Source organism: Marinomonas sp. KMM3893, assembly GCF_004352855.1.
Lineage (GTDB): Bacteria > Pseudomonadota > Gammaproteobacteria > Pseudomonadales > Marinomonadaceae > Marinomonas > Marinomonas arenicola.
On record NZ_SJSC01000003.1, the window covers coordinates 326207 to 351731 of the forward strand.

Annotated in this window: 24 protein-coding genes; 7 read left to right on the top strand and 17 right to left on the bottom strand. The window is 45.3% G+C overall.

The window, feature by feature from the left end:
- Nucleotide 1: 1 nt before the first annotated feature.
- On the bottom strand, nt 2-619 hold the full coding sequence (locus E0D71_RS09415) for a YigZ family protein (protein WP_133003053.1): 618 nt from the start codon (nt 617-619) through the stop codon (nt 2-4).
- A 65-nt stretch (nt 620-684) separates the two neighbouring features.
- Between E0D71_RS09415 and E0D71_RS09420 the strand changes: the two genes are divergently transcribed.
- On the top strand, nt 685-1998 hold the full coding sequence (locus E0D71_RS09420; protein ID WP_133003054.1) for a DNA recombination protein RmuC: 1314 nt from the start codon (nt 685-687) through the stop codon (nt 1996-1998).
- Here the strand turns inward: E0D71_RS09420 and E0D71_RS09425 are convergent.
- The 5 genes from E0D71_RS09425 to E0D71_RS09445 form a co-directional block, all read right to left on the bottom strand.
- Nucleotides 1995-3167 carry a cation diffusion facilitator family transporter gene (locus E0D71_RS09425; protein WP_133003055.1) on the bottom strand — a complete coding sequence of 391 codons (1173 nt, stop codon included), beginning with the start codon at nt 3165-3167 and terminating at the stop codon, nt 1995-1997. The two genes, E0D71_RS09420 and E0D71_RS09425, sit on opposite strands and share 4 nt — an antisense overlap.
- 173 nt (nt 3168-3340) lie before the next feature.
- On the bottom strand, nt 3341-4243 hold the full coding sequence (locus E0D71_RS09430; protein ID WP_133003056.1) for a recombination-associated protein RdgC: 903 nt from the start codon (nt 4241-4243) through the stop codon (nt 3341-3343).
- Nucleotides 4244-4245: 2 nt separating this feature from the next.
- A complete protein-coding gene (locus tag E0D71_RS09435; protein ID WP_133003057.1) occupies nt 4246-4824 on the bottom strand; it encodes a thymidine kinase in 579 nt (192 codons plus the stop codon).
- Nucleotides 4825-4897: 73 nt separating this feature from the next.
- Nucleotides 4898-5197 (bottom strand): LexA regulated protein, encoded by a 300-nt coding sequence (gene ybfE, locus E0D71_RS09440; RefSeq protein WP_133003058.1) that lies wholly within the window; start codon nt 5195-5197, stop codon nt 4898-4900.
- A gap of 209 nt (nt 5198-5406) precedes the next feature.
- On the bottom strand, nt 5407-7470 hold the full coding sequence (locus tag E0D71_RS09445; protein WP_133003059.1) for a carboxy terminal-processing peptidase: 2064 nt from the start codon (nt 7468-7470) through the stop codon (nt 5407-5409).
- Between the two features lie 123 nt (nt 7471-7593).
- Here E0D71_RS09445 and E0D71_RS09450 point away from each other — a divergent pair, with 123 nt between their 5' ends.
- Nucleotides 7594-8892 (top strand): M18 family aminopeptidase, encoded by a 1299-nt coding sequence (locus E0D71_RS09450; RefSeq protein WP_133003060.1) that lies wholly within the window; start codon nt 7594-7596, stop codon nt 8890-8892.
- A 94-nt stretch (nt 8893-8986) separates the two neighbouring features.
- Here E0D71_RS09450 and E0D71_RS09455 read toward each other — a convergent pair whose 3' ends face one another.
- Nucleotides 8987-10309, bottom strand: a complete 1323-nt coding sequence (locus tag E0D71_RS09455; protein ID WP_133003061.1) for a TolC family outer membrane protein — start codon at nt 10307-10309, stop codon at nt 8987-8989.
- A gap of 175 nt (nt 10310-10484) precedes the next feature.
- The gene (locus tag E0D71_RS09460; RefSeq protein ID WP_133003062.1) at nt 10485-11717 is read right to left on the bottom strand and encodes a hypothetical protein; all 1233 of its coding nucleotides are present in this window, start codon (nt 11715-11717) and stop codon (nt 10485-10487) included.
- 117 nt (nt 11718-11834) lie between these two features.
- On the opposite strand from E0D71_RS09460, the gene xni reads away from it, so the two are divergent.
- A complete protein-coding gene (gene xni / locus E0D71_RS09465; RefSeq protein ID WP_133003063.1) occupies nt 11835-12617 on the top strand; it encodes a flap endonuclease Xni in 783 nt (260 codons plus the stop codon).
- 45 nt (nt 12618-12662) lie between these two features.
- Here xni and E0D71_RS09470 read toward each other — a convergent pair whose 3' ends face one another.
- Both E0D71_RS09470 and E0D71_RS09475 read right to left on the bottom strand, forming a co-directional pair.
- Nucleotides 12663-13487 (bottom strand): nitrate- and nitrite sensing domain-containing protein, encoded by an 825-nt coding sequence (locus E0D71_RS09470; protein ID WP_133003064.1) that lies wholly within the window; start codon nt 13485-13487, stop codon nt 12663-12665.
- A complete protein-coding gene (locus E0D71_RS09475) occupies nt 13484-14638 on the bottom strand; it encodes a methyl-accepting chemotaxis protein (protein ID WP_133003065.1) in 1155 nt (384 codons plus the stop codon). The genes E0D71_RS09470 and E0D71_RS09475 overlap by 4 nt, the downstream gene beginning before the upstream one ends.
- A gap of 291 nt (nt 14639-14929) precedes the next feature.
- Between E0D71_RS09475 and gltX the strand changes: the two genes are divergently transcribed.
- Nucleotides 14930-16411: a glutamate--tRNA ligase gene (gltX, locus tag E0D71_RS09480; RefSeq protein ID WP_133003066.1), complete on the top strand. Its 1482-nt coding sequence runs from the start codon at nt 14930-14932 to the stop codon at nt 16409-16411.
- 140 nt (nt 16412-16551) lie between these two features.
- On the opposite strand, the gene E0D71_RS09485 is transcribed toward gltX, so the two are convergent.
- From E0D71_RS09485 to E0D71_RS09515, 7 genes are all read right to left on the bottom strand, one after another.
- Entirely contained in the window at nt 16552-18438 is a 1887-nt protein-coding gene (locus tag E0D71_RS09485) for a methyl-accepting chemotaxis protein (protein ID WP_133003067.1), read from the bottom strand.
- 243 nt (nt 18439-18681) lie between these two features.
- The gene (locus E0D71_RS09490; protein ID WP_133003068.1) at nt 18682-18996 is read right to left on the bottom strand and encodes a DUF3301 domain-containing protein; all 315 of its coding nucleotides are present in this window, start codon (nt 18994-18996) and stop codon (nt 18682-18684) included.
- 236 nt (nt 18997-19232) lie between these two features.
- Nucleotides 19233-19769, bottom strand: a complete 537-nt coding sequence (locus E0D71_RS09495; protein WP_133003069.1) for a flavodoxin — start codon at nt 19767-19769, stop codon at nt 19233-19235.
- Between the two features lie 21 nt (nt 19770-19790).
- Entirely contained in the window at nt 19791-20681 is an 891-nt protein-coding gene (locus tag E0D71_RS09500; protein WP_133003070.1) for a helix-turn-helix domain-containing protein, read from the bottom strand.
- A 131-nt stretch (nt 20682-20812) separates the two neighbouring features.
- Nucleotides 20813-21769: an AEC family transporter gene (locus tag E0D71_RS09505; protein ID WP_133003071.1), complete on the bottom strand. Its 957-nt coding sequence runs from the start codon at nt 21767-21769 to the stop codon at nt 20813-20815.
- 31 nt (nt 21770-21800) lie between these two features.
- Complete coding sequence (locus tag E0D71_RS09510) at nt 21801-22478, bottom strand: response regulator (protein ID WP_115897125.1); 678 nt, start codon at nt 22476-22478, stop codon at nt 21801-21803.
- A gap of 18 nt (nt 22479-22496) precedes the next feature.
- A complete protein-coding gene (locus E0D71_RS09515) occupies nt 22497-23903 on the bottom strand; it encodes an ATP-binding protein (RefSeq protein WP_133003072.1) in 1407 nt (468 codons plus the stop codon).
- 445 nt (nt 23904-24348) lie between these two features.
- Between E0D71_RS09515 and E0D71_RS09520 the strand changes: the two genes are divergently transcribed.
- The 3 genes from E0D71_RS09520 (at nt 24349) to E0D71_RS09530 (ending at nt 25519) form a co-directional block, all read left to right on the top strand.
- A complete protein-coding gene (locus E0D71_RS09520) occupies nt 24349-25065 on the top strand; it encodes a YebC/PmpR family DNA-binding transcriptional regulator (protein WP_133003073.1) in 717 nt (238 codons plus the stop codon).
- 96 nt (nt 25066-25161) lie between these two features.
- Entirely contained in the window at nt 25162-25338 is a 177-nt protein-coding gene (locus E0D71_RS09525) for an oxidoreductase-like domain-containing protein (RefSeq protein ID WP_243712006.1), read from the top strand.
- Nucleotides 25319-25519 carry a DUF1289 domain-containing protein gene (locus E0D71_RS09530; protein WP_133003075.1) on the top strand — a complete coding sequence of 67 codons (201 nt, stop codon included), beginning with the start codon at nt 25319-25321 and terminating at the stop codon, nt 25517-25519. The genes E0D71_RS09525 and E0D71_RS09530 overlap by 20 nt, the downstream gene beginning before the upstream one ends.
- Nucleotides 25520-25525: the final 6 nt, after the last annotated feature.

The window sequence follows — 25525 nt, forward strand, 5'->3', positions numbered from 1 at the left end:
GTTACTCTTTGTCCGGTTCAATTAACGTTAAGCTGCCTTGGCATAAGTCAGTCAGTGCTTGTTTCTGCTCAGGCCAAGTGCGTTCTATAACAGCAAGATCAATGATAATGCTGTCGGTGTAGGTTTTGTTGTTTACCTCAATGTCGCTTTGCTCTAAAAAATATTCGACCTTACCCAATAGAGAGTAGGTGATTTTTAGTTGAACAGGGACGCGCGGGTAAACATTTTCATATTCTGTTTGTGTTAAGGCTTCTTGTACGGCTTGGCTATAGGCTCTTACTAGCCCGCCAGCGCCGAGTTTAATGCCACCAAAGTAGCGAGTAACGACGACCGTCGTTTCGCCAAAATCTGAATGCTGTAGCACATTTAACATGGGTTTTCCGGCGGTGCCTTTGGGCTCGCCATCGTCACTTTGATCCCACAAATGCACGTTGTTGGGGGCGCCCGCGACAAAGGCCCAGCAATGATGATTCGCGTCTGGGTACTGGGCGCGTATTTCGTCTATGAAGGCTTTGGCGGCATCACGGCCTTGAGTTCGACTTACTCGCGTAATGAACTGGCTATTTTTAATTTCAAGATCAAAGCGTTGCGTGTGTGTTGGGCTTAAGTAGTAATCCATGTAAACTTATCAATTGAATTCAAGAGTGATTGATTTCACTATAAAAATAGCGGGTTTTAATTCATATGACAGATTGGCTTTCACAATCGGTTTGGGCGTTATCGGGCTTTTGTGTGGGCGCGATTCTACTGTCTGGCCTTGCCAGCCTTATTGTACAGGCTATGCGTCGTCAGTGGCACCATACACAAGAAAAAATGCAGCAACAAAATGAGGAGTTAATGCGCCTCGTTGAGCAATCTAAGGAACAGATTCACTATCTCGAAAAAGAATCCATTACGTTAGAACAGCAATTTGCCGCAGCGCAAAGCGTTTGGCAGGAAAAAGAAGCGTTTTATCGTGAGCAGAAGAAACAGAACGAAACCGAATTTAAACAAATGGCCCATGAGATTATGAGCCAGCAAGGGCAGCATTTGGCAAAAGAAAACGAGCGCCAACTGGGTTCTTTACTGACGCCGCTTGGCAGCCAAATTCAGAAGTTTCAAGAAAGCGTGGACAAAAGCTATCAAGAAGAGGCCAGAGAGCGCTTTTCTTTGGTTCGAGAAATCAAAAGCTTACAGCAACTGAATCAGAAGATCAGTGACGATGCCATGAGCTTGACGACGGCATTAAAAGGGCAAAACAAACTGCAAGGTGGCTGGGGTGAAGTCATCTTGGAGCGTATTTTAGAAAAGTCGGGGCTAGAAAAAGGCCGGGAATACGATGTACAGATGTCCTTGCAAACAGAAGAGGGAAGACGGTTGCAGCCTGATGTGGTGATTCATCTTCCTGAAGGTAAGCAAATCGTAGTGGACTCTAAAATGGTGTTGGTGAGCTACCTTGCTTATATGGAAGCGGACAACGATGAGGCAAGAAATCGGGCGTTAAAACAGCACCTCGAAGCGGTACGCCGTCATATGAAAGAGCTTAGCGCTAAGTCTTATCATGACCTTCCTGGCATTACTTCGTTGGACTTTGTGCTCCTGTTTATTCCCATCGAGGCGGCGTTTGGTCTGGCGTTACAGGCGGACAACGGTCTCTTTAGTGAAGCGTTTGAGCACAATATTATTATTGTGGGGCCATCTAACTTGTTGGCCACTTTGCGGACTATTCAGAACATTTGGCGCAATGAAAAGCAGAGCCAAAACGCCATTGAAATTGCCCGTCAAGCAGGGGCTATGTACGACAAGTTCGCTGCTTTTGTGCAGGATATGGATGACATTGGTAGCAAGTTAGACGCGGTAGGGCGCAGTCATGATGCGGCGTTGAAAAAACTGAGCTTAGGCCGAGGGAACTTATTGGCGCGCGCTGAAAAACTGAAACAGATGGGCGCAAAAACCACCAAGGCGCTGCCCGCAGAGCGCCTGAATGACGCTCTGAGTGACGAATCGGAAGACGCTTAATTCGTATCGTTTCTAGGAAAAGACCAAAGCACGTCGACCTTTTTAGCATAAGGTGCCGCTTGAATATCAAGATAGATAGCCTGCGTCACTTTTTGCAGGTTCGCGTCTTCTGGCAATTTACTAGAATCGGCCACCAGTTCGATGTCTAAGCTGTCTGCAAGATAATGCAAGCGAGTCTGATCAATATTTAAGTACGCCGTGTGCTGACGCAATAAAAAACGTAAATCCGCCAATACTTGGTGCCTTGCTGGTCGTTTCAGGTACTCAGGCTTGGCGCCTTCAGCCGACAACACTTCGTCGAAGTCTTCTTCTGGGTCAATGTGTACTAACACGTCGACCACTTGCGGGTGCGCTTTACGAATGGTGTAAGACACCAGTTCACCCAGAAAATGCCCTTCACTGACGCTGGCATGGCTTGGTACATGAATGTGCATATCAAGGTAAATTTTACCCGCCATCGAGCGTGCCCGCACATCGTGGGGCGCCATGACATTTTTTAGGCTGTCTGCGGTTTCTTTGATCTTGGCGATAAGCTTTGGGTCTGGGGCGCTGTCGACCAATTCGCTTAAACTCTCCCAGATCATGCTAAGCGCCATCTTACCAATCAATAAAGCCACCACGATGGACGCCAGCATATCAGCCCATCCGTAGCCGAAATACACCCCAATGAGGCCGACTAACACAGCAACCGAAGACAGGGCATCACTGCGACTGTGCCAAGCGTTGGCAATCAACAGCTTGCTGCTGATTTCTTCGCCCGCTTTTTTGGTATAGTGAAAAATGGCTTCTTTAATGCCAATGGTGGCCAGCAACGCCGCCATGCCATACCAGGTGAATTGCGCTTCTTTCTGGTTATCCAGTGATTCATAGGCAATGCCTACCGCGACCGCGACCAATACCATGCCTAAAAAGACCGTGGTCACGGTTTCAAAGCGTAAGTGTCCGTATGGGTGTTTTTCGTCAGGCCCTTGGCGCGCATTAGAAGACGCGAAATAAACAAACACATCGGTGATTAGATCGGACAATGAGTGTATGCCATCGGCAATCAGTGCTTGGGATTGAGAGAAATAACCGGCAACAATTTTCGCGGCGCCTAAGATGGCATCCCAAATTGCTCCCATCAGGGTAACTCTTTTGGCAATAGCTTGTTCTTGCTGAAGTTTTGTCATAAAACGCTCATCAATATGGTTTCCAGATTGAGTTTAATAGCACTCAATAGCGTCTGTTGTGTCTAACTTTATTCTGGGGATCTGCATGTTATCTGGCTTCCCGAATGTTCTCCCCAGTGTTATCCACGATATCTGTGGAAAACGTTGGGGAGTGGTTAAAACTCAGGCACGTTTTATGCTTCTGGGATTTCAAACCAAAGGCAGTAAGAGGCATAGAACTCGCGCAGTGTCAGCGACATCAAGGAGAAGTTGGCATCCATGTCGGATAAACCGCCACCTTGAGAGTCATTAAAGGCCGCTTCTTTTAGCGCATCATCAAATTTGATTTTGCGTAAGGTCAGATCTTCATGCAATACAAAGGTCAGTTTGTCTGTCCAGCGTAGGGCTAAAGATTTTACCGCCATGCCTTGCTCTAGGTGGCGTGTTACATCTTCTGATAGTGGTTCTAATGCTTTAAAGCGGATCGTCGCTTTTTCTTCTGAACCGTCTTGAATTTCACATTCGTCGCCGGTTTCTAGGCTAGCAGGCACTTCATTTTTGGTCAGCCAGTCGGTCATCAAAGACGCCGGTGAAACTTGAGCTTGCAGCGGAGACATAGGGAAGCTACCTAGCGTGGTTTGCAGGTGCTTGAAAAGCAATTCGGTCATGCTTGCGTTGGTGCTGTTGATAACTAAGATTTTGGCTTTTAAATCAATATATGCCCAAACGTCTGTGCGTTTTGAAAACGCTTTAGGGCGCAACGTGAAGACCAATTCGTCCTTCATGTCGGTTTTCTCTTTACGACCGACTTTGCGTCCTTCTATTAATTCGATTTCGGCCACCTTGGCTTCCAGTTCTTCACGAACTACCGCCGCTGGCAATACTTTTTCTTCTTTGCCTGCACGGAATAACAAGCAGTGGTCGCTGGCCAGACTCCATTGTTCGCTGTTGCGAATTAATGGCAGCCAGCCGAAAGAAAACTCTTCTTGTGAGCCACATTCTTTTAGTGGGAACTCAGGAATTTTATCAATGAGCTCATTCGTATCGAGTGACTCTGTGTCTTTTAATTGAAAAATCTGGGCGTTCTTGAACCACATAATTATCGTCTCACGGCTTCTTTAAAATGTTTTCGACAAACGGACAAATAGCGGTCGTTGCCACCAATTTCTACCTGGGCGCCTTCTTTTACTGGATGGCCTTGTTCATCAAGGCGAATCACCATAGTGGCTTTGCTGCCACAATGACAAACGGTTTTCAGCTCGATTAATTTATCTGACCAAGCGAGTAGGGCGTTACTGCCTTCGAATAACGCCCCTTGGAAATCGGTTCTAATACCGAACGCCAAGACGGGAATGTCCAGCGAGTCAACCACATCAGACAATGCATACACTTGTTCTTTGGTAAGAAACTGAGCTTCATCGATCAAGATACAACTTAGCTTGGTTGCTTGATGTTGTGCGTCGATCTGCGACCAAAGATCGGACTCTCTGGTAAAGACTTGAGCCTCTGCATTAATGCCAATACGAGAAGCAATTTGCCCGCTTTCATAACGGTCGTCAATAGCGGCCGTCAGTAACATGACTTCCATTCCGCGTTCTTGGTAATTGTGAGCGGACTGCAAGAGTATGGTGGATTTTCCCGCATTCATTGCAGAATAATAAAAGTACAGTTTGGCCATAGTAAGTCAGTTAATCGAGTTGTTATGCGTGGGTTTATAGTCAGCGAAAAGTCTTGTTACAGACGCAGGCTGGCTAGCGGGTCGGCTTTTTTAGCTTCCCTGTTTTTGACTTTGAAAAAGACAAGGCAATTTGCATGGTTAGCCATTCAGAGCGTTTTACATCGTTTAGCTCACAGAGCTGGTCAAGCTTGGTGATGGTTTCTTCATCAACCAATAATTCTAACCGTTTCAGCCCAAGGGCTTTTTCTTTTTCGCGTTGGATGCGTTTGTTTGCTTTTAGTTGATCTTTTCGATTCAACGGTTGGCTTCGAGGTCGACCTCGAGGAGAGCCAAATAAGTCGATAGTGTTTCTATCGGCGGACGATTTTGCCATGGTATTCCGTACATACAATCAAAAAGTAGAATAAAACGGGGCGTTGAGCAGGGGGGTAATCCCTGTATCGCCTTATTATGAATTTCAGCGCGCTATTATGTGGGAATTTTGATGTCAGTCCAAGACCAAAGCCACGAGTTTGCGTTTAATAAAGAAAAAGGCAGTGTGAAAACACACTGCCTTTTTGGGTAATCCCGCCAGGATTAAGATCAGTTGTGGCTGGCGGCTTGCTGTGCCTTAGCGGCGGCTTCTGCTTTTTGGTTAATGGCAATGAAGTCCAGCAAAATTTCTGATGCTTCGTGAGCATAAGCGTCGTCATCGGCTTTGTCAGATGGCTTGATGTCATCGACTGATTTAACCAACTCTAGGCCAAGGGCTTTGCGACGCGTGTTTTCTCTGTCCAATTCTCTTTTCTTATTCGCCGCGGCTTGTGCTTCGCGAACCTTTTCATTCAAAGAGATGGTTTTGTATTTTTCTGCTTGGGCTTTGTAGTCTTTGATTTGATCTACCACCGCAATAAAGTTTGGGTCCTTCTTGATGCGCGCGTTATGGCGTGGCTCAAGCAGTGGTACATAGGCCTCCATGTTCCAATAGACTGGGTAGCGTGTTTCATGGATTTTGTCCCATGGTAGCGGATTGTCTAATGCGCTTTCACCGACCAGTTTGTCGTCAATCAAAGAAGGGAAGGCAATGTCTGGGATAACCCCTTTGTGCTGGGTACTTTCACCTGAGATGCGGTAAAACTTCGCTTGAGTGACTTTAAGTTGGCCTTTGTCCATGTCTTGAAGTACTTGGACTGTGCCTTTACCAAAGGTTTGACTGCCCAGGATCAAGGCGCGGCCATAGTCTTGCAAAGCCCCTGCGACGATTTCAGACGCGGATGCGCTCATACGGTTGGTTAACACAGCAAGAGGGCCGCTGTAGCTGATTTCTCCGTCGCTGTCGCCAAGTGGCGTAACACGCCCTTTTTGATCGCGAATTTGCACCACAGGGCCAGATGGAATAAATAGGCCTGCTAGTGAGTTTGCTTCTTGCAATGAGCCGCCACCGTTGTTTCTAAGGTCAAGGATAAGCGCGACCACGCCTTCTTTGCGCAATTCTTCGATCAGCTTCTTAGTGTCACGAGTGGAGCTCTTGTAGTTTTTGTCGCCACGTTGGATGGCCGCAAAATCAGAATAAAAGGTAGGTAAGTGGATAATGCCTACCTTGTAGTCTTTACCATCACGCTTAATGTGGATGATGTCTTTTTTCGCAGACTGGTCTTCCAGTTTTACTTTTTTGCGGACTATGGTGATTTTTTTACTGGTTTGGCCATCGCCTTTACTTGGAATCACTTCCAGATTTACCTTGGTGTCTCGCTCACCGCGAATCATTTCGACCACATCATCAAGTCGCATGCCAACAATATCGACCATGGGTTTGCCTTCTTGGCCAACGGCAATGATTTTGTCGTTAGGGGCTAGGTCGGTCTGAGTGGCGGCTGGGCCACCTGGAACCAAACGAACTATCTTGGTGTAGTCGTCATCGGCCTGCAGTACCGCACCAATCCCTTCTAAAGAAAGGCTCATGTTGATGTTGAAGGTTTCTGATGCGCGTGGCGCAAAATAAGACGTATGAGGGTCCAATGTTGCGGTAATCGAATTGGCGAAGATTTGGTAAACATCCACGGCGTTCGTTTGGTCTACTTGGCGCAGCTGGTTTTTATAGCGGCGTTCTAATGTGTCGATGATCTTCTCTTCGGAATCACCGTTCATCTTAAGCACCAAAGCGCGGTTTTTTAAACGCTTGCGCCAGTATTCGTTTAGCTCGCTTTCAGAGGTTGCCCACTTTAACTTATCAGGGTCATTATTCAGTGACTCTTTTTTTGTGTAGTCAAAGGATTTGACGATTTTTGGAATGTCTTTTTCAACGCTGTTTAGACGATCTTCGATGCGCTTTGAATAGAGGTTGTAGATGGTGTAAGCCACTTGTGTGTCGCCATTGCGTAAGGCATCGTCAAAGCTGTCTTTGTATTGTGATAACGCATCCACATCGCTTTGCAGTAAAAAGCTTTTAGATGGGTCGAGAGAGTCCAAGTAATAATCAAAGGCTTCTTCTGAAATTCGATCATCAATCGTAGGTTTGTCATAATGTTCGCTTTCTAGCATACTCACTAGTTCTTTGGATACTGTGTCGTACTCATGTGGCGGTTGAAGTTCTGTGTAGGCAGATGCTTGCGTCGAGGCAAAGATTAGACCCGTGAAAAGGCAAAACAATAGGTGTTTATAATTCATCCGGTGTGGGTTCTCTTGGTCTGTATTTACGTTATTGAGTAAAATCATATTAGACACAGAGCAGTAAGGCCAGCCTAACTGCTAAAAAGTCACTTTTTTAAGGTATTGTCCTTTCAGGAAATTATGGAATATTCTAGCTTTAATCATACTTTGTTATCTTTTTTACAAGATTCTCCCACTCCTTTTCATGCCACAGACAGCATGCGCCAAGCATTAACCAATGCGGGTTTCATTGAACTATTAGAAGAAGATAGTTGGGTGATTGATGAAGGTGGAAAATATTTTGTGACCCGTAATGACTCGTCACTGATTGCCTTTACGAGTCCGCAATTGGATTTTCATCAAAGTGGCTGGCGAATGATAGGGGCGCATACAGACAGTCCGTGCTTAAAGCTGAAACCGAATGCTCATGTGCAGCGTCATGGCCATCACCAATTGGGTGTGGAAGTGTATGGCGGGGTGTTGCTGCACACCTGGCTAGACCGTGACTTGTCGATCGCAGGTCGCGTTAGTTACAAAAACCAAGACGGTGACATTAGTAGCCGTCTGGTGGACTTTAAAGACCCTATTGCTGTGGTTCCTAATCTGGCCATCCATTTGAATAGAAAAGCCAATGAAGCGTTTTCTGTGAACCCACAAAACGAAATTTTGCCTATTTTATGTGGCGCAGAAAACACATTCGATCTGCAACTTTTGCTGAAAACTCAAATTGAGAAGCAGCATCCAGATGCGAAAGTGGCAACCATATTGGATTTTGAGCTCAGCCTTTACGATACTCAGAAGCCGTCGTTAGTGGGCTTGCATCAAGAGTACATTTGCTCCGCTCGATTGGATAATTTGCTGAGTTGCTTTGTTGGTATGCAAGCGTTATTGGATTCAGATAATCAGCGTCCAAGTTTGTTGATTTGTACCGATCATGAAGAGATTGGCAGTTTGTCTGCTTGTGGCGCGAATGGGCCGTTTTTGGAAGATGTACTGCGTCGCTTATCGCCAAATCCAGAGCAATATGTACAGGCTATGCAGCGTTCGATGTTGGTGTCTGCAGACAACGCGCATGCGTTGCATCCGAATTACGCTAGCATGCACGATGCAAATCACGCTCCTATGATTAACCAAGGTGCGGTGATCAAGATTAACGCGAATCAGCGTTATGCCACCAACAGCGAAACGGCGAGTGTGTACCGGGATATTGCCGCTGAAGAAAACTACACAGTACAGAGCTTTGTCGTGCGCAGCGACATGGCGTGTGGCAGCACGATTGGGCCGATAACCTCTGGAGAAATCGGTGTGCCGACGATCGATATTGGCTTGCCAACTTTTGGTATGCACTCCATTCGTGAATTAGCTGGTAGCCATGACGCTCATGGGCTTTATAAGGTGCTGGCGCGCTTTACTAAGCGTGCTAAGTTGATCGCGCGTTAAGAGCGAGTCCTTGATAAAAAAATGCCGAAGTGTGAATGAGTTCACGCTTCGGCATTTTTTATGGTGCTAGCGGGTGGTTTTTAGCGCGCAGCGATTAGCTTCTGCTGACAAGCCACTTGTCTAGGCTTTTGATCTTGTCTTCTGTTAGCTCACCTGTGACTTCAAGCAATTGAAGTTGCTGCAAGACGAAGTTGTAGCGGTATTGTTGTAAGGCGTCAATCGCATCAAACAAGTTGGATTGAGCGTCTAATAACTCAACCAAGTTACGTGTTCCTACTTCGTAGCCGGCTTTGCTGGCTTCCAATGCACTGCGACGAGACTTGATCAGTACTTTCTGTGCTTGTACTTGTGCCACAGACGTTTGCAAGTTAAGAACCAAGCTGCGGATGTTTAGCTCAATGGTTTGCAATGAGTCATCGCGGGACTCTCGGCTCGACTCGGCTTCTGCCGCAGCCTGTCTAATGGACGCATTGATCGAGCCACCGCTGTAAAGTGGCATACTAAGCGCTAAGCCAACGGTGGCATTATCGTAGTTGCCATCACCGGATGATACGTCTTCACTGTAGTCATAGTTAGAACGAGATAATGATCCTGTGATAGACACAACAGGCGTGCGGCCGCTGGCTCTTTTTAGATCGATGTTGTTATCGGCACTTTGTACCGCAAGATCAAGGATGTTCAACTCTTTGTTGTTCTTGACCGCTTTTTGGATCAGAGAATCCACTGACATGTTTGGATCAAGCTGGATCGGGTAATCTTTTGAAAGTTCAGGAATGTCTGTAATAACACGACCGGTTAACTGCAACAGCACCTTTTGAGCATAAGCAACATTCGCGCGGTTGGTCAGCTCGGTTACCTTTACTGCGTCATATTCTGCTTGCGCATCTTGCAAGTCAGTAATAGACACTAGGCCAACATCGTATTGCTTCTGAACCTGATCCAATTCGCTCTTGTTGCTTTTTACTTGAGCAAGGGTGGTGTTCAGTGTGGATTGTGCCATCAGCAAATTGAAGTAGTCCGTCAACGCCGTCAAAGACAAATCTTCTTTGGTGTTTTCGTAGGTGACTCCAGAGCTTTTGTAAGTCAATTCAACCGCATCCACACCGTAATCGAGTGCAGGGGAATAGATTGGGTAATCAAGGTCCAGTGATACGGCCCCTGTTTTGGTGTTGTAGTCTGTGCTTGGGTTGTCGTCCTTTGCATAGCCCAAACTCCCACTCAAAGAAATATTAGGGTATAGGCTACCTTTTGTGACGGTGACTTGTTCGCCTTGGGCTTTATAAGTCGCCGCTGCCGCGCGTAAACCAGGATCCGTTTGCAGTGCTAATTTATAAACGTCATATAAGCTTTCTGCATGAACAGTGGCGCTGCTTATGGTCATGGCGGCTATAAAAGATGAGATAATATGCTTTTTCATGGGTTATCGTGGGCTCTTAGTATGAAATATAGTTATATTACCCTAGGGCACAATAAGATGGCAGTAGGGTAAATGTTATATCTGGTATTACCCGTGACCATATCATAATCAAAAAACTTAGTGCGTCGCGGATTGTGAAAATTCAATGCATCATCTCGTCTTTATTACCCTTTTTCTATTCTTTTAGCTCAACTTGGTATTGGAAGCTTTGCGTTTTTAAGGCCGGTATTTTGCCTTTTATTTGAACGCTACTGGCTGTTTTTTGGCTGACATTCGGACCCTCTACATGGCTAATGACACCGCGCATTGTGTGTGAAATTACATAGCTTTTCGCCTGATTTGAGTGGTTTTGCAGCGTGACCTTCCAAGTTTGCTTGCTGGGTAATTTTTGCGATGTGCTGCTCACTAGCGATAAATGCCCTGTGATATCGAGGCTTTTGTTGGTCACCACTTGGATCGGTTGTTTCGCTCGAGCAATGTCTAGGTGGGTGTTGTTGCTTGGGATCAGTAAGCCATCGCGTTGCCAAAACGTCTGGTAGTGCCCAGGAAAGGCGTCGGCGCTCAGTGTAAAAGTTAGCGTATTTTCAAAGGATAAAGGGATGTCAGCGGCGCGATTAAACGCGGTATAGACAGTGGCAGTATGTTCGTTTTTATCAATAGGCGATTGCAAGCGAATGAGTTTGACTAGGGTGTCTGAGTTGGCTTTCAGGTGTGCGCTCTTGAGCGGGAAAGTCACTTCGTTGTCTGTGTAATCCGCGCTACTGCTGTCGCTCATGCGCAAGGCGGTTTGCTCTACTTTGGCTCTCATTGGTGTCGCCGGAGAATAGTGTAACACGCTGTTTTTGAGCTGAATTGCGTGCGTTGCCGCGTTGTGGAGCTCGGCGGAATTGATGAGAGAAACAAACCCATCGGTAAAAATAAGAGTGCGCTTCGGGCTCCAGGACAAGTCATTGGATTGATAGCTGACAACGCTTGGGTACTGAGTCTTGGTGCTTTTGTCCGTGGCGTGGGCGTGGGACGGAATCAAGTAAAAATCATTGATGGGCAAAGTGACGGTTTTCTTCTCTATGAGTAAAGAAAAGGTGTCGCTTTGCGGCTCAAGAGCCAGCAATTTCCCAGTATAAGATAACTCTCTGTGTTTGTTCTCGACCGTCACTTGCTGGCCGATTTGTGAAGACCAATCACGGTAGTCCGCCGCTCGAACTTGTGTGATTGGTGAGAAGTTGGCGGTGAGGGGCAGTAAACTCCCGGGTGTCACCGATAAACTGGGGGTTTGATTCGCGGAGATGTTTTCAACAATTTGACTGCTGTTGGTGTCGATAACAGCGCGAAGTGGCGATGCCTGTGCGCTAGCCTGAATGCTGGTTAGCAGCAGAGGTAGGCAGAAATATACCGTCAAACCTTTCATAAAAACCTTCTTGTCTTCAATGATTAAGCGTCGTTGTGTCGTTCTACTTGTCTTGGCATGTTAATCTAATGGCAAAATATGGCATTAATATCACAGCGTGTAAATAAAGGGTCTAGAGTGGATAAACGATTACTGATCATTGATGGATTAAATTTGATTCGTCGCCTTTATGCGGCGCTGGAATCAGAACAAGATCTGGCGCGCAGGGTAGAGCGAACACAAAGTGTTTCCATTGATGCCTTGATTAAACTCATTAAACAAATCGTACCGTCTCATATTGTTGTGGTATTTGATGCCAGTGGTCAAACTTGGCGTCATAAAATTTTCCCAGAATATAAATTAGGTCGAGTGCCCATGGACGATGCGCTTTTGGAGTCATTGCCTGATTTTGCCACCGTCTTTCGTTATAACAAGATTCATTGTTTGCGCTTAGCAGGTTGGGAAGCGGATGATTTGATTGCTACTTTGGCCGTCAAAGCGGCGAACCAAGGGGTAAAATCCTACATAGTGTCGACCGATAAAGGCTTTACTCAGTTGCTCGATAACGAGAATATTCTGCAATACGATTATTTTGCCAAACTCGGTTACGATAAAATTTGGGTACCAGGGAAATACGGGGTGCAAGCCACTCAACTGACGGATTACTGGGCTTTGGTTGGAGACACCACTAACCGCATTCCTGGGGTGAAAGGCATAGGCCCGAAAACCGCCATGTCGATCATGAAGACGCATTCAACCATAGAAAGTATTTATCAAAATGTGACGTCTTTTTCGGACCGCATTCAGCATCTTTTATCTGATAATTATGAGCAATGCTTATTATCGCGCCAGTTGGTGTCCTTAAAAGTCGATGTTGAAATCGGCGTGCGCCTTTCTCAACTGGCTTACCAGCCAGCCTAAACGAGCATTTTTTTGGCTCTGATGAGCAATCCACAGGCTGAGTCTTTAGGACAAGTGGATTTTCTTTTGCAATGTGTCTACCCCTGTAAAAATAAGTGCAAACACGTCATCTATAATTAAGGTGGCGTCTTTAAATAAGGCCTCTGGCTGGCTATTAACCAACTCTTTGCTGTCTGTCTTTTTGCGAATCTGCTCAACAAAATCTCTGATTTTTTGCTTGTCTTGTAAGGCGTGGCTTTGATCGAGATGGTCAATATGAGCATCGACTTTTCCTAAGGTAAAAAGCAGCTGCAGTTTCTTATCGGAGCTTAGGGTGTGTTTGGCCGCCACTTGCACAGACAGTGCGCGAATTTGTCCTAACGCTTCGGCAATATTCGGCAGGGTTTTAATGTATTGCTGTGCTAAGGCCCGCACAGTGTCATCCTGGCTTGATGTTAGCGCGAATTCATCGGACATATCCCAAAGGCCGTCGAGCAATCTAGCAATAAGGCGTGAGTGAATTTGAAAACTTTGTGCGCTGCTAAGCGCTGAATCTCGGATGAGCTTTTGCCATTGAATGTATTGAAACTGGCAACTTAATTGTTTGGGGTAATTAAGTGTCTCTTCGAGCCGGAGTAGGGTGTTGTAGCGATGGCTAATGTCGGCTTTTAATGAGTCTAATTTGCTTGAAAACTCGGTTTGCCCATTTAAAAATCCAGAATGCATGCCGCGATGTTGCTGGGTGAGCTTGATTAACTCGATGAGCTGTTTACTGCCTTCTAAACCTTGGTACGAACGCCGTTTAGCGCTTTTCTTTGAGTAATAATGGCGCGCTATGGCTAAGGCAACTACGCCAACGCATAAACCGATAAATAAGAGGATTGAAGTCATTCCGCGAGTTCCTTCTGCTCAAGTCGTGAGGACAGCCACTCTAAATATTTGACCATGTCTTTGGTGTCTTGGCTGGCTTTGCTGTGGCGTTTACTGATTAAGGCAATGCTTTGCAAACGCTCGCTCATGGCGGCGTTTGAGAGGCGAAATTCTGAGATTAATTGCGTTGAGACACTAATGTCATCTTGTGTTTCGTGGGCGGCTTGGTAAATCAATTGCAGTGCGTTATCTGTTTCTTCTGCGCTGGCATTGGCGCTGTTGGCGTAGGCGATTAATTCATCGCTGGTTTGTTCGCAGGCATTCACTTGTTTTGAGATGGAATCCACTAACGTGGCAATGTCTTGGGTGGCAAGTTCCGTATTGGCTGCGAGAGTGCGTACTTCGTTAGCCACCACCGCAAAGCCTCTGCCGGCTTCCCCTGCCCGGGCGGATTCAATGGCCGCATTCAATGACAGTAGATTGATTTGTGAGGTGATGGTTTCAATCGTTTCAACAAAGCGTCGGATGTTACTGGCGGTTTCGCTTAAGGAAGCCATTTGTGATTGATTGCTGTCCACCTTGCCTTGCATCAGAGTGAGTCGTTCTTTTAATTGAGTTTGTGCGTCCTGCCCTTTTTCAGATTGCGATTTAGTATTGGCGGCCAGTTGCGATGTTTGTGCAATGCGCTCGGCAATGGTGGAGATCTTGTTATTCATCTCTTGGCTGGTGGCTGCGAGCGTGTCAATGGCTAGATATTCTTCTTCTGCGCCTTGCGCCACATGGGTGGATGAGTTTTGCAGTTCGGTGGCTGTGTAACGGGTTTCTTGTGAACAGCTGATCAACAGCTGTTGGTGGCGCTCTAAGGTGCGCAGCAAAGGGTTAATGCAGTGGGCTAAGCGGTTAAATTCAGCGTCTGAATGAATAAGCGGTATGACGCTAGGCTGATCCTTTACCTCAAGAGCCTGTCCTAGCTTTTGCAATCTGTTTTTTGTTATCTGGGAGACCGATAGGGAAAAGTAGAGCAGCAATAAGACCGACAAAGCAACAAACAGCGTAGGAATAGTCGGCGTAAAGCAGAGGAAGAGGGTGCCGCAGGCCAGTACGATGAGCAAGGTTTGGCGGCCAAAATAGGGCAGTGCTGTCATCAGCAAGGTGCCAGGCTTCAATAGCATAATTGCAATCCTTATAAGGTATCCAATACCGTTACGTCACGGTTGAGCTGTTTCCTAACCAGCAATAAATAGGCCAGAGCAGTGATGGGCGGTTTTTGGCCTGATGTTGGGCGTGCTGATTAAGAATTGCACCAATAAAGACGGCGCTAGGCGCTATAAAAGAGCAGACTTCGTGGGTTTGTTTGGTCAGGGTCAAACATGAGGTTGGAAAAGATGTGAAAGCGCACTTACCCCATGGCACCAAGCAGATTATAATAGCCGCATTTCACGAACTGGATAAATGAGATTGATATGTCAGAGGTAAGAACTCGTATTGCACCGTCTCCAACAGGCGACCCACATGTTGGCACAGCTTACATCGCTCTGTTTAATATGGCGTTTGCTCGCAAAATGGGCGGCAAGTTTATTTTACGCATAGAAGATACGGATCAAACTCGTAGTACGCCGGAATCAGAAAAAATGATTCTAGATGCGCTTCGTTGGTTAGGGCTTGATTGGGCTGAAGGTCCAGATGTTGGCGGTGAATATGGTCCTTACCGTCAAAGTGAGCGTGGTGATATTTACGGTCAATACGCTTTAGAGTTGGTGGAAAAAGGCCATGCGTTTTACGCTTTTGAAACCCCTGAAGAGCTTGATCAAATGCGCATCGAGCAAAAAGAGCAAGGCCTACCGCAAAAATACGATGGTCGAGCTTTGGCTCTGAGCGCAGAAGAAGTACAAGCAAAGCTAGACGCCGGCGTTCCCTACGTTATTCGTATGAAAATCCCTGAAGAAGGCACCTGTGTTGTTCAAGATATGCTGCGTGGCACCATTGAGATCGATTGGTCTCAAGTTGACATGCAAGTCTTGCTGAAAGCCGACGGTATGCCAACCTATCACCTTGCGAACGTAGTGGATGATCATCTGATGAAGATCACCCATGTTATTCGTGGTGAAGAGTGGATTAACTCTGCGCCTAAACACATTTTGCTTTACCAATACTTTGGTTGGGACATGCCGACATTGTGCCATATGCCATTGTTGCGTAACCCAGATAAGTCAAAGTTGTCAAAACGCAAAAACCCAACCAGTATCTTGTACTACCAACGCATGGGTTACATGGCAGAGTCTGTCATTAACTATCTTGGTCGTATGGGTTGGTCTATGCCTGATGAGCGTGAAAAATTCTCATTGGATGAAATGATTGAGCAATTCGATATCCAACGTGTGTCTTTGGGCGGGCCAGTTTTTGATGTTGAAAAACTGAGCTGGTTAAACGGTATGTGGATTCGTGAGAATCTAAACCCTGAAACCTTCGCACAGAAATACGTTGAGTGGGCGTTAAACCCTGAGTATTTGATGCAAATCATTCCATTGATCATGCCTCGCGTAGAAACCTTCTCCGACGTAGCGAATGTTGCAGGCTTCTTCCTAAAAGGTATGTTGCCGATTACCAAAGAAGATTTTTCGACGGTAAAAATGGAAGAAGAAACATTGCGCAAAGCCATGCAGTTTGCCTTGTGGAAACTTGAAGCGTTACGCACTTGGGAAAAAGATGAGATTTTCAACACCTTGAAATCTCTTGCTCAAAGTATGGACGTGAAGCCGAAAGATTTCTTTGCGCCTTTGTTTGTGGCTATTTCGGGTTCCAGTGCATCTGTCTCGGTTTTCGATTCTATGGCGATTCTAGGGCCTGACCTTTCGCGTGCGCGCATGCGTACCGCGGTGAATGCCTTAGGTGGACCTTCTAAGAAAGAAGCGAAACGTTGGGAAAAAGAATTTGCGGATTTATAAGCCCGTCTATAGATCAATGCTTTGATTTAAAGGCTTGGTAAGTAAAACAAAAAAAGCTGACTTAGTTTACTAAGTCAGCTTTTTTATTGCGCCTTTGTCATCACGACATAGTGGATAAGCCGGTTGTGGCTGCTCGAATACTACTTGGTGGTAAACACGCTTGTTTTGCTGTCTAGGTTCGCGACCTGGTCGTGAATGTGACGTGTATTGTCTTCTATGCTGTTGATGTAGCTGTTATCGCGTTGTAATTGCTGTGCGATACGGTCCATTTCTTCACTCATGTGCACGGCGGTTTTCGCTACTTCTTGAATAGAGCGTGCCATATCAATGGAGGAGGCTGAGCTGGTTTGAGCATTTTGCTCGATTTCCTGAATGGCGATTTCGGCTTTTTCACTGAAACTTTCAATAGCATGGAGGCTTTCTTGGCCGCTTTGCATCGTTTCGATGGCGGTTTGAGTGGAGCCTTGAATCGTGCTGACAATGTCGGTGATTTTGGCGGTTGCATCAACGGTTTTCTCTGCCAAAGAGCGAACCTCATCGGCCACAACGGAGAAGCCTCGACCCGCTTCCCCTGCACGTGCCGCTTCAATGGCCGCGTTCAGTGCGAGCAAGTTGGTTTGGCTAGCAAGGTCGTTGATCATGCCAATGACATTATCAATGTCTTTTGATAGCTGACCTAACTCATTGAGCTGCACACCCGTTTGATTGACAATGCTAATGGTGCTGGCCAAATTCGACAATGCGCCCTTGATGGTTTCTGCCCCGACTTTAGCAGACTCATAGGTATCCTGAGACTGATTGCTTAATTCGTCGGTGGTAATGGAAATACTGGATATGGTTGTGGAGATTTCCTCTGTCGCAGCGGCTAAAGAGTTGGTTTGTTCACTGACCGAACGGTTGCTGTCGGCGATGTTCTTCACTGAGTCATTTAGCTCGGTTACCATGCCGGACACATCTCGTGTGGTGTGCACCACGTCACCAATCACAGAGCCTAGGCCATCGGTCATTTCATTGACTGAGCTGCACAAGGAATCAAATTCGTCATTGCGTTTACTATTCACGAATAGGCGGGCTGTTAGGTCACCGCTTTTTACCTTACCCAGATCTCGAATAATTTGATTGAGTGTTTTGTTTACGCTGCGGCCAATGCCTAGCATCATTAGCGCGGCGACAATGGCAACAATAATGCTCACTATGATTAAACCTGCGCTGGCTTTCTCAGAACTGGCGGAGGCTTGTAAACGAGCCTCTTGCACCGCGCTTTGCATAAAGTTAGCCGCGGCTAAGCGAGCATCGTGAAAGGCTTCTTTGTTCGTTTTAAACTGTTTTTGAAGAGACACTAGGGTGTTATTGGCTTGATCGTAATTTTGTATGGCAGCAAAGTACTGCTCGATAACTTCACCGAAGCGCTCTTCTAGACCAAAATCGACGATGCGTTTGTGGAACTTGTTGTACTTCTCCATGAACGCCGCTTTATTGTCTGCTGTCGGTTCAAAGATGAAGTTCTTTTCCGCTTCGCGAACCGGTAAGAATTCTTGTTTTACTAGGCTTAGAAAAGAGACTTTATCAGTAACTTGAACACCCAAATCCGAGATCTTGCCTTTGAGGCCAGCGGAACCATTAAAGCCAACGACTTGCTGTTGATGAACCAGTTGTTTTAAGGTGCTGTTATAAGCATCTACGGTTGTTTTAACCTGATGTAAAAGGTTTTTTGCCTCTTCTGAGGACACGGATTGTATGTTGTCATCTAAGGTTTTCATTGACTCGATAGACTCAGAGTCGAGTGTTTTTAAGAAGGACTTATGCGACTTGTCGTTGAGTGAGGAAAGCGTTTCATACTCTTCCATTAAGGTAATAACCAAGGTTGCCAAGTCTTTGTCTACCCGTGTTAATACTTCGTACCTTTCTGATGCAGAAGTTTGGGTATTCAATCCTTGTAAAGCCACCACGGTAACAATAACAAAACCAATAATCGCTGCAGACAGCAGGGCTATAAGCTTGGTGCGAAAACTTAGGTTTGACAGCATAAATGATACCTATATTTCTTATTATATTTTATGAGCCAATAATGCGCTGATACACAGCCTAATATTGGGGTAAAGCTAAAGCCTAGTTTGTTGTGAATCATGCAAACAAAGTAAGGTTTCATTTACATTCTATTTCTTGTTTATCTTGCTTTGCAATTAAATGGAAAAATTTATTTTAATAAACACACAATGTGCGGCTCAATTGTCGCAACAATCGAGAATATATAACGCTTTTTTTAGGGGTTAAATATCGTGGGGGCTTAACCAAATAGTGGCTATTTTATTGCCCACAAAAACAATACGACCTTGGTAGCGCATACGTCCAGTAGAAGAGAATTCAAATTGATAGGTGCGCTTTATACAAGGCTGATGATTTGCCCAGCATGGCTTCCAGCCGTCACCAGCGACACTGTCATCGAGTAGTTGCAGATTGAGTTCTTGGCAGTGACTTTTTGCCGTCATGATGGCGCGTTCTCTGATGGTGCTGTTACGCCACCAACCATAGAAAAGCATCGCAATGATTAAGAAGAAGATAATGTCAGAAAGTTGCAGGTTCATGATGGTCTATTCAAAAAAGGAGTACCCATCATAGCGAATCGCGCTAGAAAATAGAAATGCGTGACCACCCCCCAAGCAGGAGAGAAAGAAGGAGTGGTCACGTGCTTCACGCTGTATGAGCGAGCGTTATAAATATCCATTAGATGAGGTGAAATTTGGTCATTCGGGGCAGCGAATGTGCAGTCGTCCAAATCTTGAGTCGTGAACCTATATCCAATGTGCCAGTCAGGTGATATTTATGCGGCTTCAACCGCTCTTTCTGCGTAAAGTTGGATAACCCACTGTTCGATGCGCTGATCAGTGAGTTCAAACTGTTGATCTTCATCTATGGCCAAACCGACAAAGTGTTCTTTGTCTTTTATGCAGGCTCTAGAGGCTTCAAATTCGTAGCCTTCCGTTGGCCATTCACCAATAAAGGTGGCTTGGGTTGGTGCTAATTTTTCGTAGAGCCAGCCCATGGCATCGACAAAATAATCACCATAACCAAATTGGTCGCCGAGGCCATAAAGGGCGATGGTTTTATCAGCAAGCGAGAGTTCACTAAGCGCATCGCCTAACTCTTCCCAATCTTCTTGAATGCCTCCAAAATCCCATGTTGGTATACCGAGAATCAACATCTCGTAGTTTTCGAGTTGATTGATTTCGATGTCTTTAACATTGTGCATTTCTACATCAATGCCCAGTTCTTTCCATTGATTAACGATTTTTGTACCAACTTCCTCGGTGTTATTGGTATCTGTGCCATATATTAAGGCGATTGACGGCTGATCCATGGTTTTTCAATGTTCCTATTACTAGTGAATTTGCCCGTATTGATGGCTGCTAACGCCAAAATGCTGGACAAAAGCGGCTTCAAACTGAGATTCAGTAAAACCGCTTTTGGCCACAACGGACGATTTTGAATGAGGGTCTTGGCGCAACATAGCCGCGGCATATTGCATTCGACTGTGCATGCCATAGCGTTCAACGGATTGTCCTACTAGGTGCTGGAATCCAAGGGTTAATGCCTCGCTGTTTAAGCCTACGCGATGGGCCAGCTGATCTATTTCCAGCTTACCGTGATCAGGACTTTCTAATAAATTCTGTGCTTGAAAGACTTTTTGTTGGCAATCTTCACAGCGGGATAAATGGTTGAGCATTTTAAGTTGATCGACAAACGTGAAAATACAAGAGTACACGTGACCAATAAGGCTTAATGTTTGTCTTTGATAGGCAAGCATTAGGCGGCAAACCGCTCGGTTTTTTTCCGTTACAGGCAGGCTAATAAGAGGGCCGTCTTGATTAATGCTGGCAAATAAATTGCTAAAGTACTGAATAACTTGCTCTTCTGTTTCATTAAATAAACTGGCAAGCAGCTCTGTTGTCACGTGGATTTGGAACAACGATTTTTCTTCGCCTTCCGCCATCGCAAAATCACCAACAATGTCTTGAGCTTGATAGCTGATTTGAATGCTATCGATATCGTCGCTATCAATAATAGGTTTTGTGCCCACAAGCGAAAAATAGAGCCCTTGTTGAGCTTGTTCAGTAAACAGAGTGTCACTATGACAGGATAGGTGTTGGTCAATAACCTTTAGATTGGGTAACAGACTGATATGACGTTTGTGACCACCAATAATGTCAGATAGATGACTGATGGTGTCACCTTGTGAGTCATAGGCCTCATGTAAATTAACGTGCTGCATGTCGTACCTCTGTCTTGATAATGGTTATCATTAAAGAGGTTTTTTAGGTTAAATGCAAGTGATTATCATTAAAATAATTTAATTTTCTATCGCGCCTGAAATGACGCCGGTCACACTGGCGTTACGCGCTCTTACATTAGATTTAAACTGCGCAACACGGTGACGCCTATGCTGGTGCTTAATAGAGAGGCAATGGTGGTGATCACGATAATATTTGCCGCCAAGGTCGCGTTGCCGCCCATGGCTCTGACCATGATGTAGCTTGCTGAGGCGGATGGCGCAGACGACATCAAAAATAACACGCCAAGTTCCATGCCTCGGTATCCGAGCAGATAGCCACCGAAGGTGATGATGACAGGGATAAAGATGAGCTTGCCAACAGAAGATATCATCGCAATCGTGATGTCTTTTTGCATGGCTTTAAAGCTCAACGAGGCGCCCGCGCAGAGCAAAGCCAGAGGCAGTGTCATTTGCGCAAAGTAATCACCTGCTTTGTGCAGGGTAGAAGGCAGCGTTAGGCCAGTGGCAGAGAAAATTAATGCGGCCACAATGGCGAGAATAAGTGGGTTTTTTGCGATGCCTTTTAAGGTGTTAGCAATGCTCTTTTTGGCATCCATGGATCTGTTTAAACAAATAACAGACAAAATATTATAAAGGACGGTTACACCGCCAAGGTAAATAGAAGCCACAGAAAACACGCTGTCGCCATAGGCGTTGACACAATAGGCTAAACCAATAATGCCCATATTAGAGCGAAAAGCGCCTTGAATAACCACGCCACGATCTCCCTTATCGGGAATCATCTTACTGGTGATAACTTCTAATAGAATATAGGTCGCAACCACGGCAAGCATGGCGTAAATGACCAGAGAAAAATCTGTGTCACTGCTTAATTTGGTTTTGGAAATACTGATGAAGAGTAGGGCAGGAAGAGTGACGTTGAAAACCAATTTAGAGGCAACATCAATGAAATTATCATTGATCAGCTGTACTTGGTAAAGAAAAATTCCTAGCACCAGAATTAAAAAAATTGGCATGGTGATAGAAAAAGAAAAACCAAGTACGTCTAAAAAGTTATCCAACGTCATTCCTTATAGATAAACAGAGTTACAGTGTCTATTAATCGTTGTTTTCGAATCGGTAACCCGCACCGTAGACAGAATGAATCACGTTTAGCTCAGGCGCAACGGCAGAGATTTTCTTGCGCAGTTTTTTGATGTGACTATCAATGGTACGGTCACTTACTACACGGCTGTCTGCGTAAATGCTTTTCATAATCAGATCACGGCCGAAAACGCGACCAGGTTCTTTGATCAGCAATTGCAGTAATTGGAATTCAACGGTCGTTAGATCGATTAGCTCACCTTTATAAGTGGCGCGTAGGCGATCTACATCTAGGTCAAAACCATCTGTTCTTGGTGATTCAGTTTGGTCAAGCTCAACGCGACGAAGGTTGGCTTTAACGCGCGCAACGATTTCGCGTGGGCTGAAAGGTTTGCATACATAATCGTCTGCGCCCATTTCTAGGCCGATTAGACGGTCAATTTCTTCTGCTTTTGCGGTCACCATAATGATTGGGATGCCGCTGAATTGACGTACCTGTTTGCAAATCTCGATACCATCTAGGCCTGGTAGCATAAGATCCAAAAGGATTAAATCTACGTGATTGTTTTTCACGTAATCTACCGCTTGATCGCCACGATCAATATGGTGGTTTTCATAGCCTGCTTGGTCTAGGTAGGCGCCGACTAACTCAGCTAATTTTGGTTCGTCTTCAACAATTAGTATTTTGCTCATAATGCTTTTTGTTCCATATTAATTTAAAGGGAATTCTATTCTTATTCCTAAACCACCCTGTGGCGAGTGATAGGCACTAATGTTGCCCTGATGGCCATCTACAATATTGGTACAGATCGCAAGCCCTAAGCCTCTACCACCTGTTGCCCTATTACGTGAATTCTCGACTCGATAGAACTGTTCGAAAATTCGATTTTTCTCTTCTTCATTCACACCTGGAGGAGTGTCTTCGAACAACACAACCGCCGTATCATCTTCTCTTGATAATACTATACTAAGTTTTCCTGGTGCGTTTGTGTACTTTAATGAGTTATTCATTAAGTTAGCAAAGAGCTGGTGCAATCGATCTGTGTCACCGGTAATCATGATCGGGGCTTTCTTGATGATATCAAGTTCTATATCAAGACCCGCTTCATTGTATCTCAGTGTCATAGATTGGACTGTTTGTTCTAGGATTTCATTTAAATCCGCGTCTTCCATTTCATAATTTAGATTGCCTACATCATGCATGGATAACTGGTTTAAGTCATCAATTAGACGCGTTATATGTATCGTCTCTTGCTGTAGAGAAGAAAGACTTTCTGGCGATACTTTAATGATGCCATCCTGCATGGCTTCAATTTCGCCCCTTAAAATGGCAACCGGCGTTCTTAGCTCATGCGCGGTATCTGCAACCCAGCGTTTTCTGGATTCGCGAGAGTTTTCCAGCGTGATGGCCAAATGGTTGAAGTCATTTCCTAAATCCGCAAGCTCGTCTGAGCCGTGAATTTTAATGCGAGTATCGTAATGACCTTTTGACAGTTTACGTGTGGCTTCACGTACGGTACATAATGGTCGGCTTAGCCATTGAGCAAGAGGCCAAGTAAGCAAAGCGGCAATTGCCAGCATAAAGGCAGAGATCAATAAAAAGGCTTCCCCTTGCTGACGTACAAATCGCAAGGTTTGGTCTTGTACTAGGGCGCGCATAGAGCGTAAGCCAATATAGCCGACGACTTTTTTATTGACGATAACCGCGTGGGTTTCCGCTTTATCAAAGGGCGTATCACCTATGATGCTTTTTTGATTTTTATCAAACAATAGGAAACGCTGGCGATAGTATTGAGATGGATAGATAAGGTCCAAATTAGGGGTGCTAGGAGGCGGCACCAAGTCTCTCAGGTTCTCAAGGCGTTCTTTGTGCCAGTCTTTTTCCATTTGGCTTTCTTGAATCAAGAAGTACCAATCATCGTAGTAGATATACAAGTTGGCGGTTCTGTTCGCCATTTGCTCTAGGAAATCGCGATCTCGCTCTGTGGCGTAAGACACAAAACCACGGTCAAAGCTCCATTGAAAAACCTGCCACATAGACACAATCACTAAAATGTTGCTGAGCACGAAGACGGCAAACAGCTTATGGCGTATTTTGAATTTCTTGGTAATTCTCATAGTGGAGTCAGTGAAATCCTGTGGTAGGTGGACTCATTTGTATTTCAAGAGCCGCAACGAGTTGGCTAAAATAACCGCATCTAGATTAATAATATAAAGACTTTTTATAGAATGTTTATCATACAGTTTCAAGGATCTTGTGCGCTACTTTTGGGTGGTGTAAACAATGAGGATTTGCTGATTTTCTGCTGTTTTCGCGCCAAATAAAGAAATGTTTTGTGTTTTAGCGACGGTTTCCCTTGCTGTATTGGCCGCTCGAAATCTTCCCGTGCTTGCCTGAGCGGGTTATGAAATTGATTCTTATCGTATTTTCTCGCCTTGTGTTGGCTTCCATCTGTTCTTCAAAATGCACTTAAAAGGAGGAATCTGGCACTCTAGCAGTTCCTTCTTTTTGTCCTTCACGTTAGAATCTTGCTTTTAAGAACGCATAGAATAGGAAAATGTAATGGGCAGAGCCTTTCAAAACCGCAAAGAGTCCATGGCAAAAACGTCTGATCAAAAAGCCAAGGTTTACAGTAAATACGGCCGTGAGATTTATGTTTGCGCAAAATCCGGTGGTATTGATCCAAATGGTAACTTGGCACTTCGCTCGATGATCGAAAGAGCGAAAAAAGATCAGGTGCCAACCCATGTTATTGATAAAGCGATTGATAAGGCGAAAGGCGGTGGCGGAGAAGATTTCGACACGGCTCGTTATGAAGGGTTTGGGCCGGGCAATACCATGGTGATCGTGGATTGCTTGTCTGATAATCCAAACCGTACTTTTGGTGATGTGCGTACTTGTTTTAACAAGGTTAAGTGCAAGATTGGTGGCCAAGGCAGTGTGAGTCATATGTTTGACCACAGTGCGATTTTTGTTTTTGACGGCACAGACGAAGAGGCTGTTTTAGAAGCGCTAATGATGGCCGATGTGGACGTGACTGATATCGAGCTAGAAGATGGCAAGGTAACCGTGTTTGCACCAAACACAGAGTATGGCAAAGCCAAAGCGGCTTTGGTTGACGCCTTTGGTGAGATTGAATTTGATGTTGACGAGATTCAATTCGTTGCGCAAAACTTGACGGCCATTGAAGGTGAAGATGTTGAGCAGTTTGATCGTTTTCTTGACCTTTTGAATGATCTTGATGATGTTCAGCGTGTTTATCATAACGCTGAGTATTAAGCGCTTATCAATATTATTGCACTTCTTAGGGGGACGACTCTAAGAAGTGCAATGACTTTAATTTCAATGTGTTAACGCTTTTGTATGGGTAATGAAATGTCCGAACGTCCGACACCTCCAGAAGACTGGGAATGCTGTGAAAGTGAGTGCTCTCCTTGTGTTTGGGATACGTATTATGAAGAGCTGCGCGAATGGAATGCTGAGCAGAAAGCCATGAAGGCAGCGGCTGACAAGGATGCCGAAGGAGAGAGTCATGTCAAAAAAAGCGACTAAAAACGCCAAAGTAGCATCGCCTTGTGTGAATTTGTGTTTGCTTAACGATGACGACGTCTGTGTTGGTTGCTACCGTACTGGCAAAGAAATCAGTACCTGGGGGCGATTGACGGCAGAAGAGCAAAGAGCGGTGTTGGTCAAAGTGTCTGAGCGCGAACAGACCAGTCAGTTCGTTAGTTAGTCAATG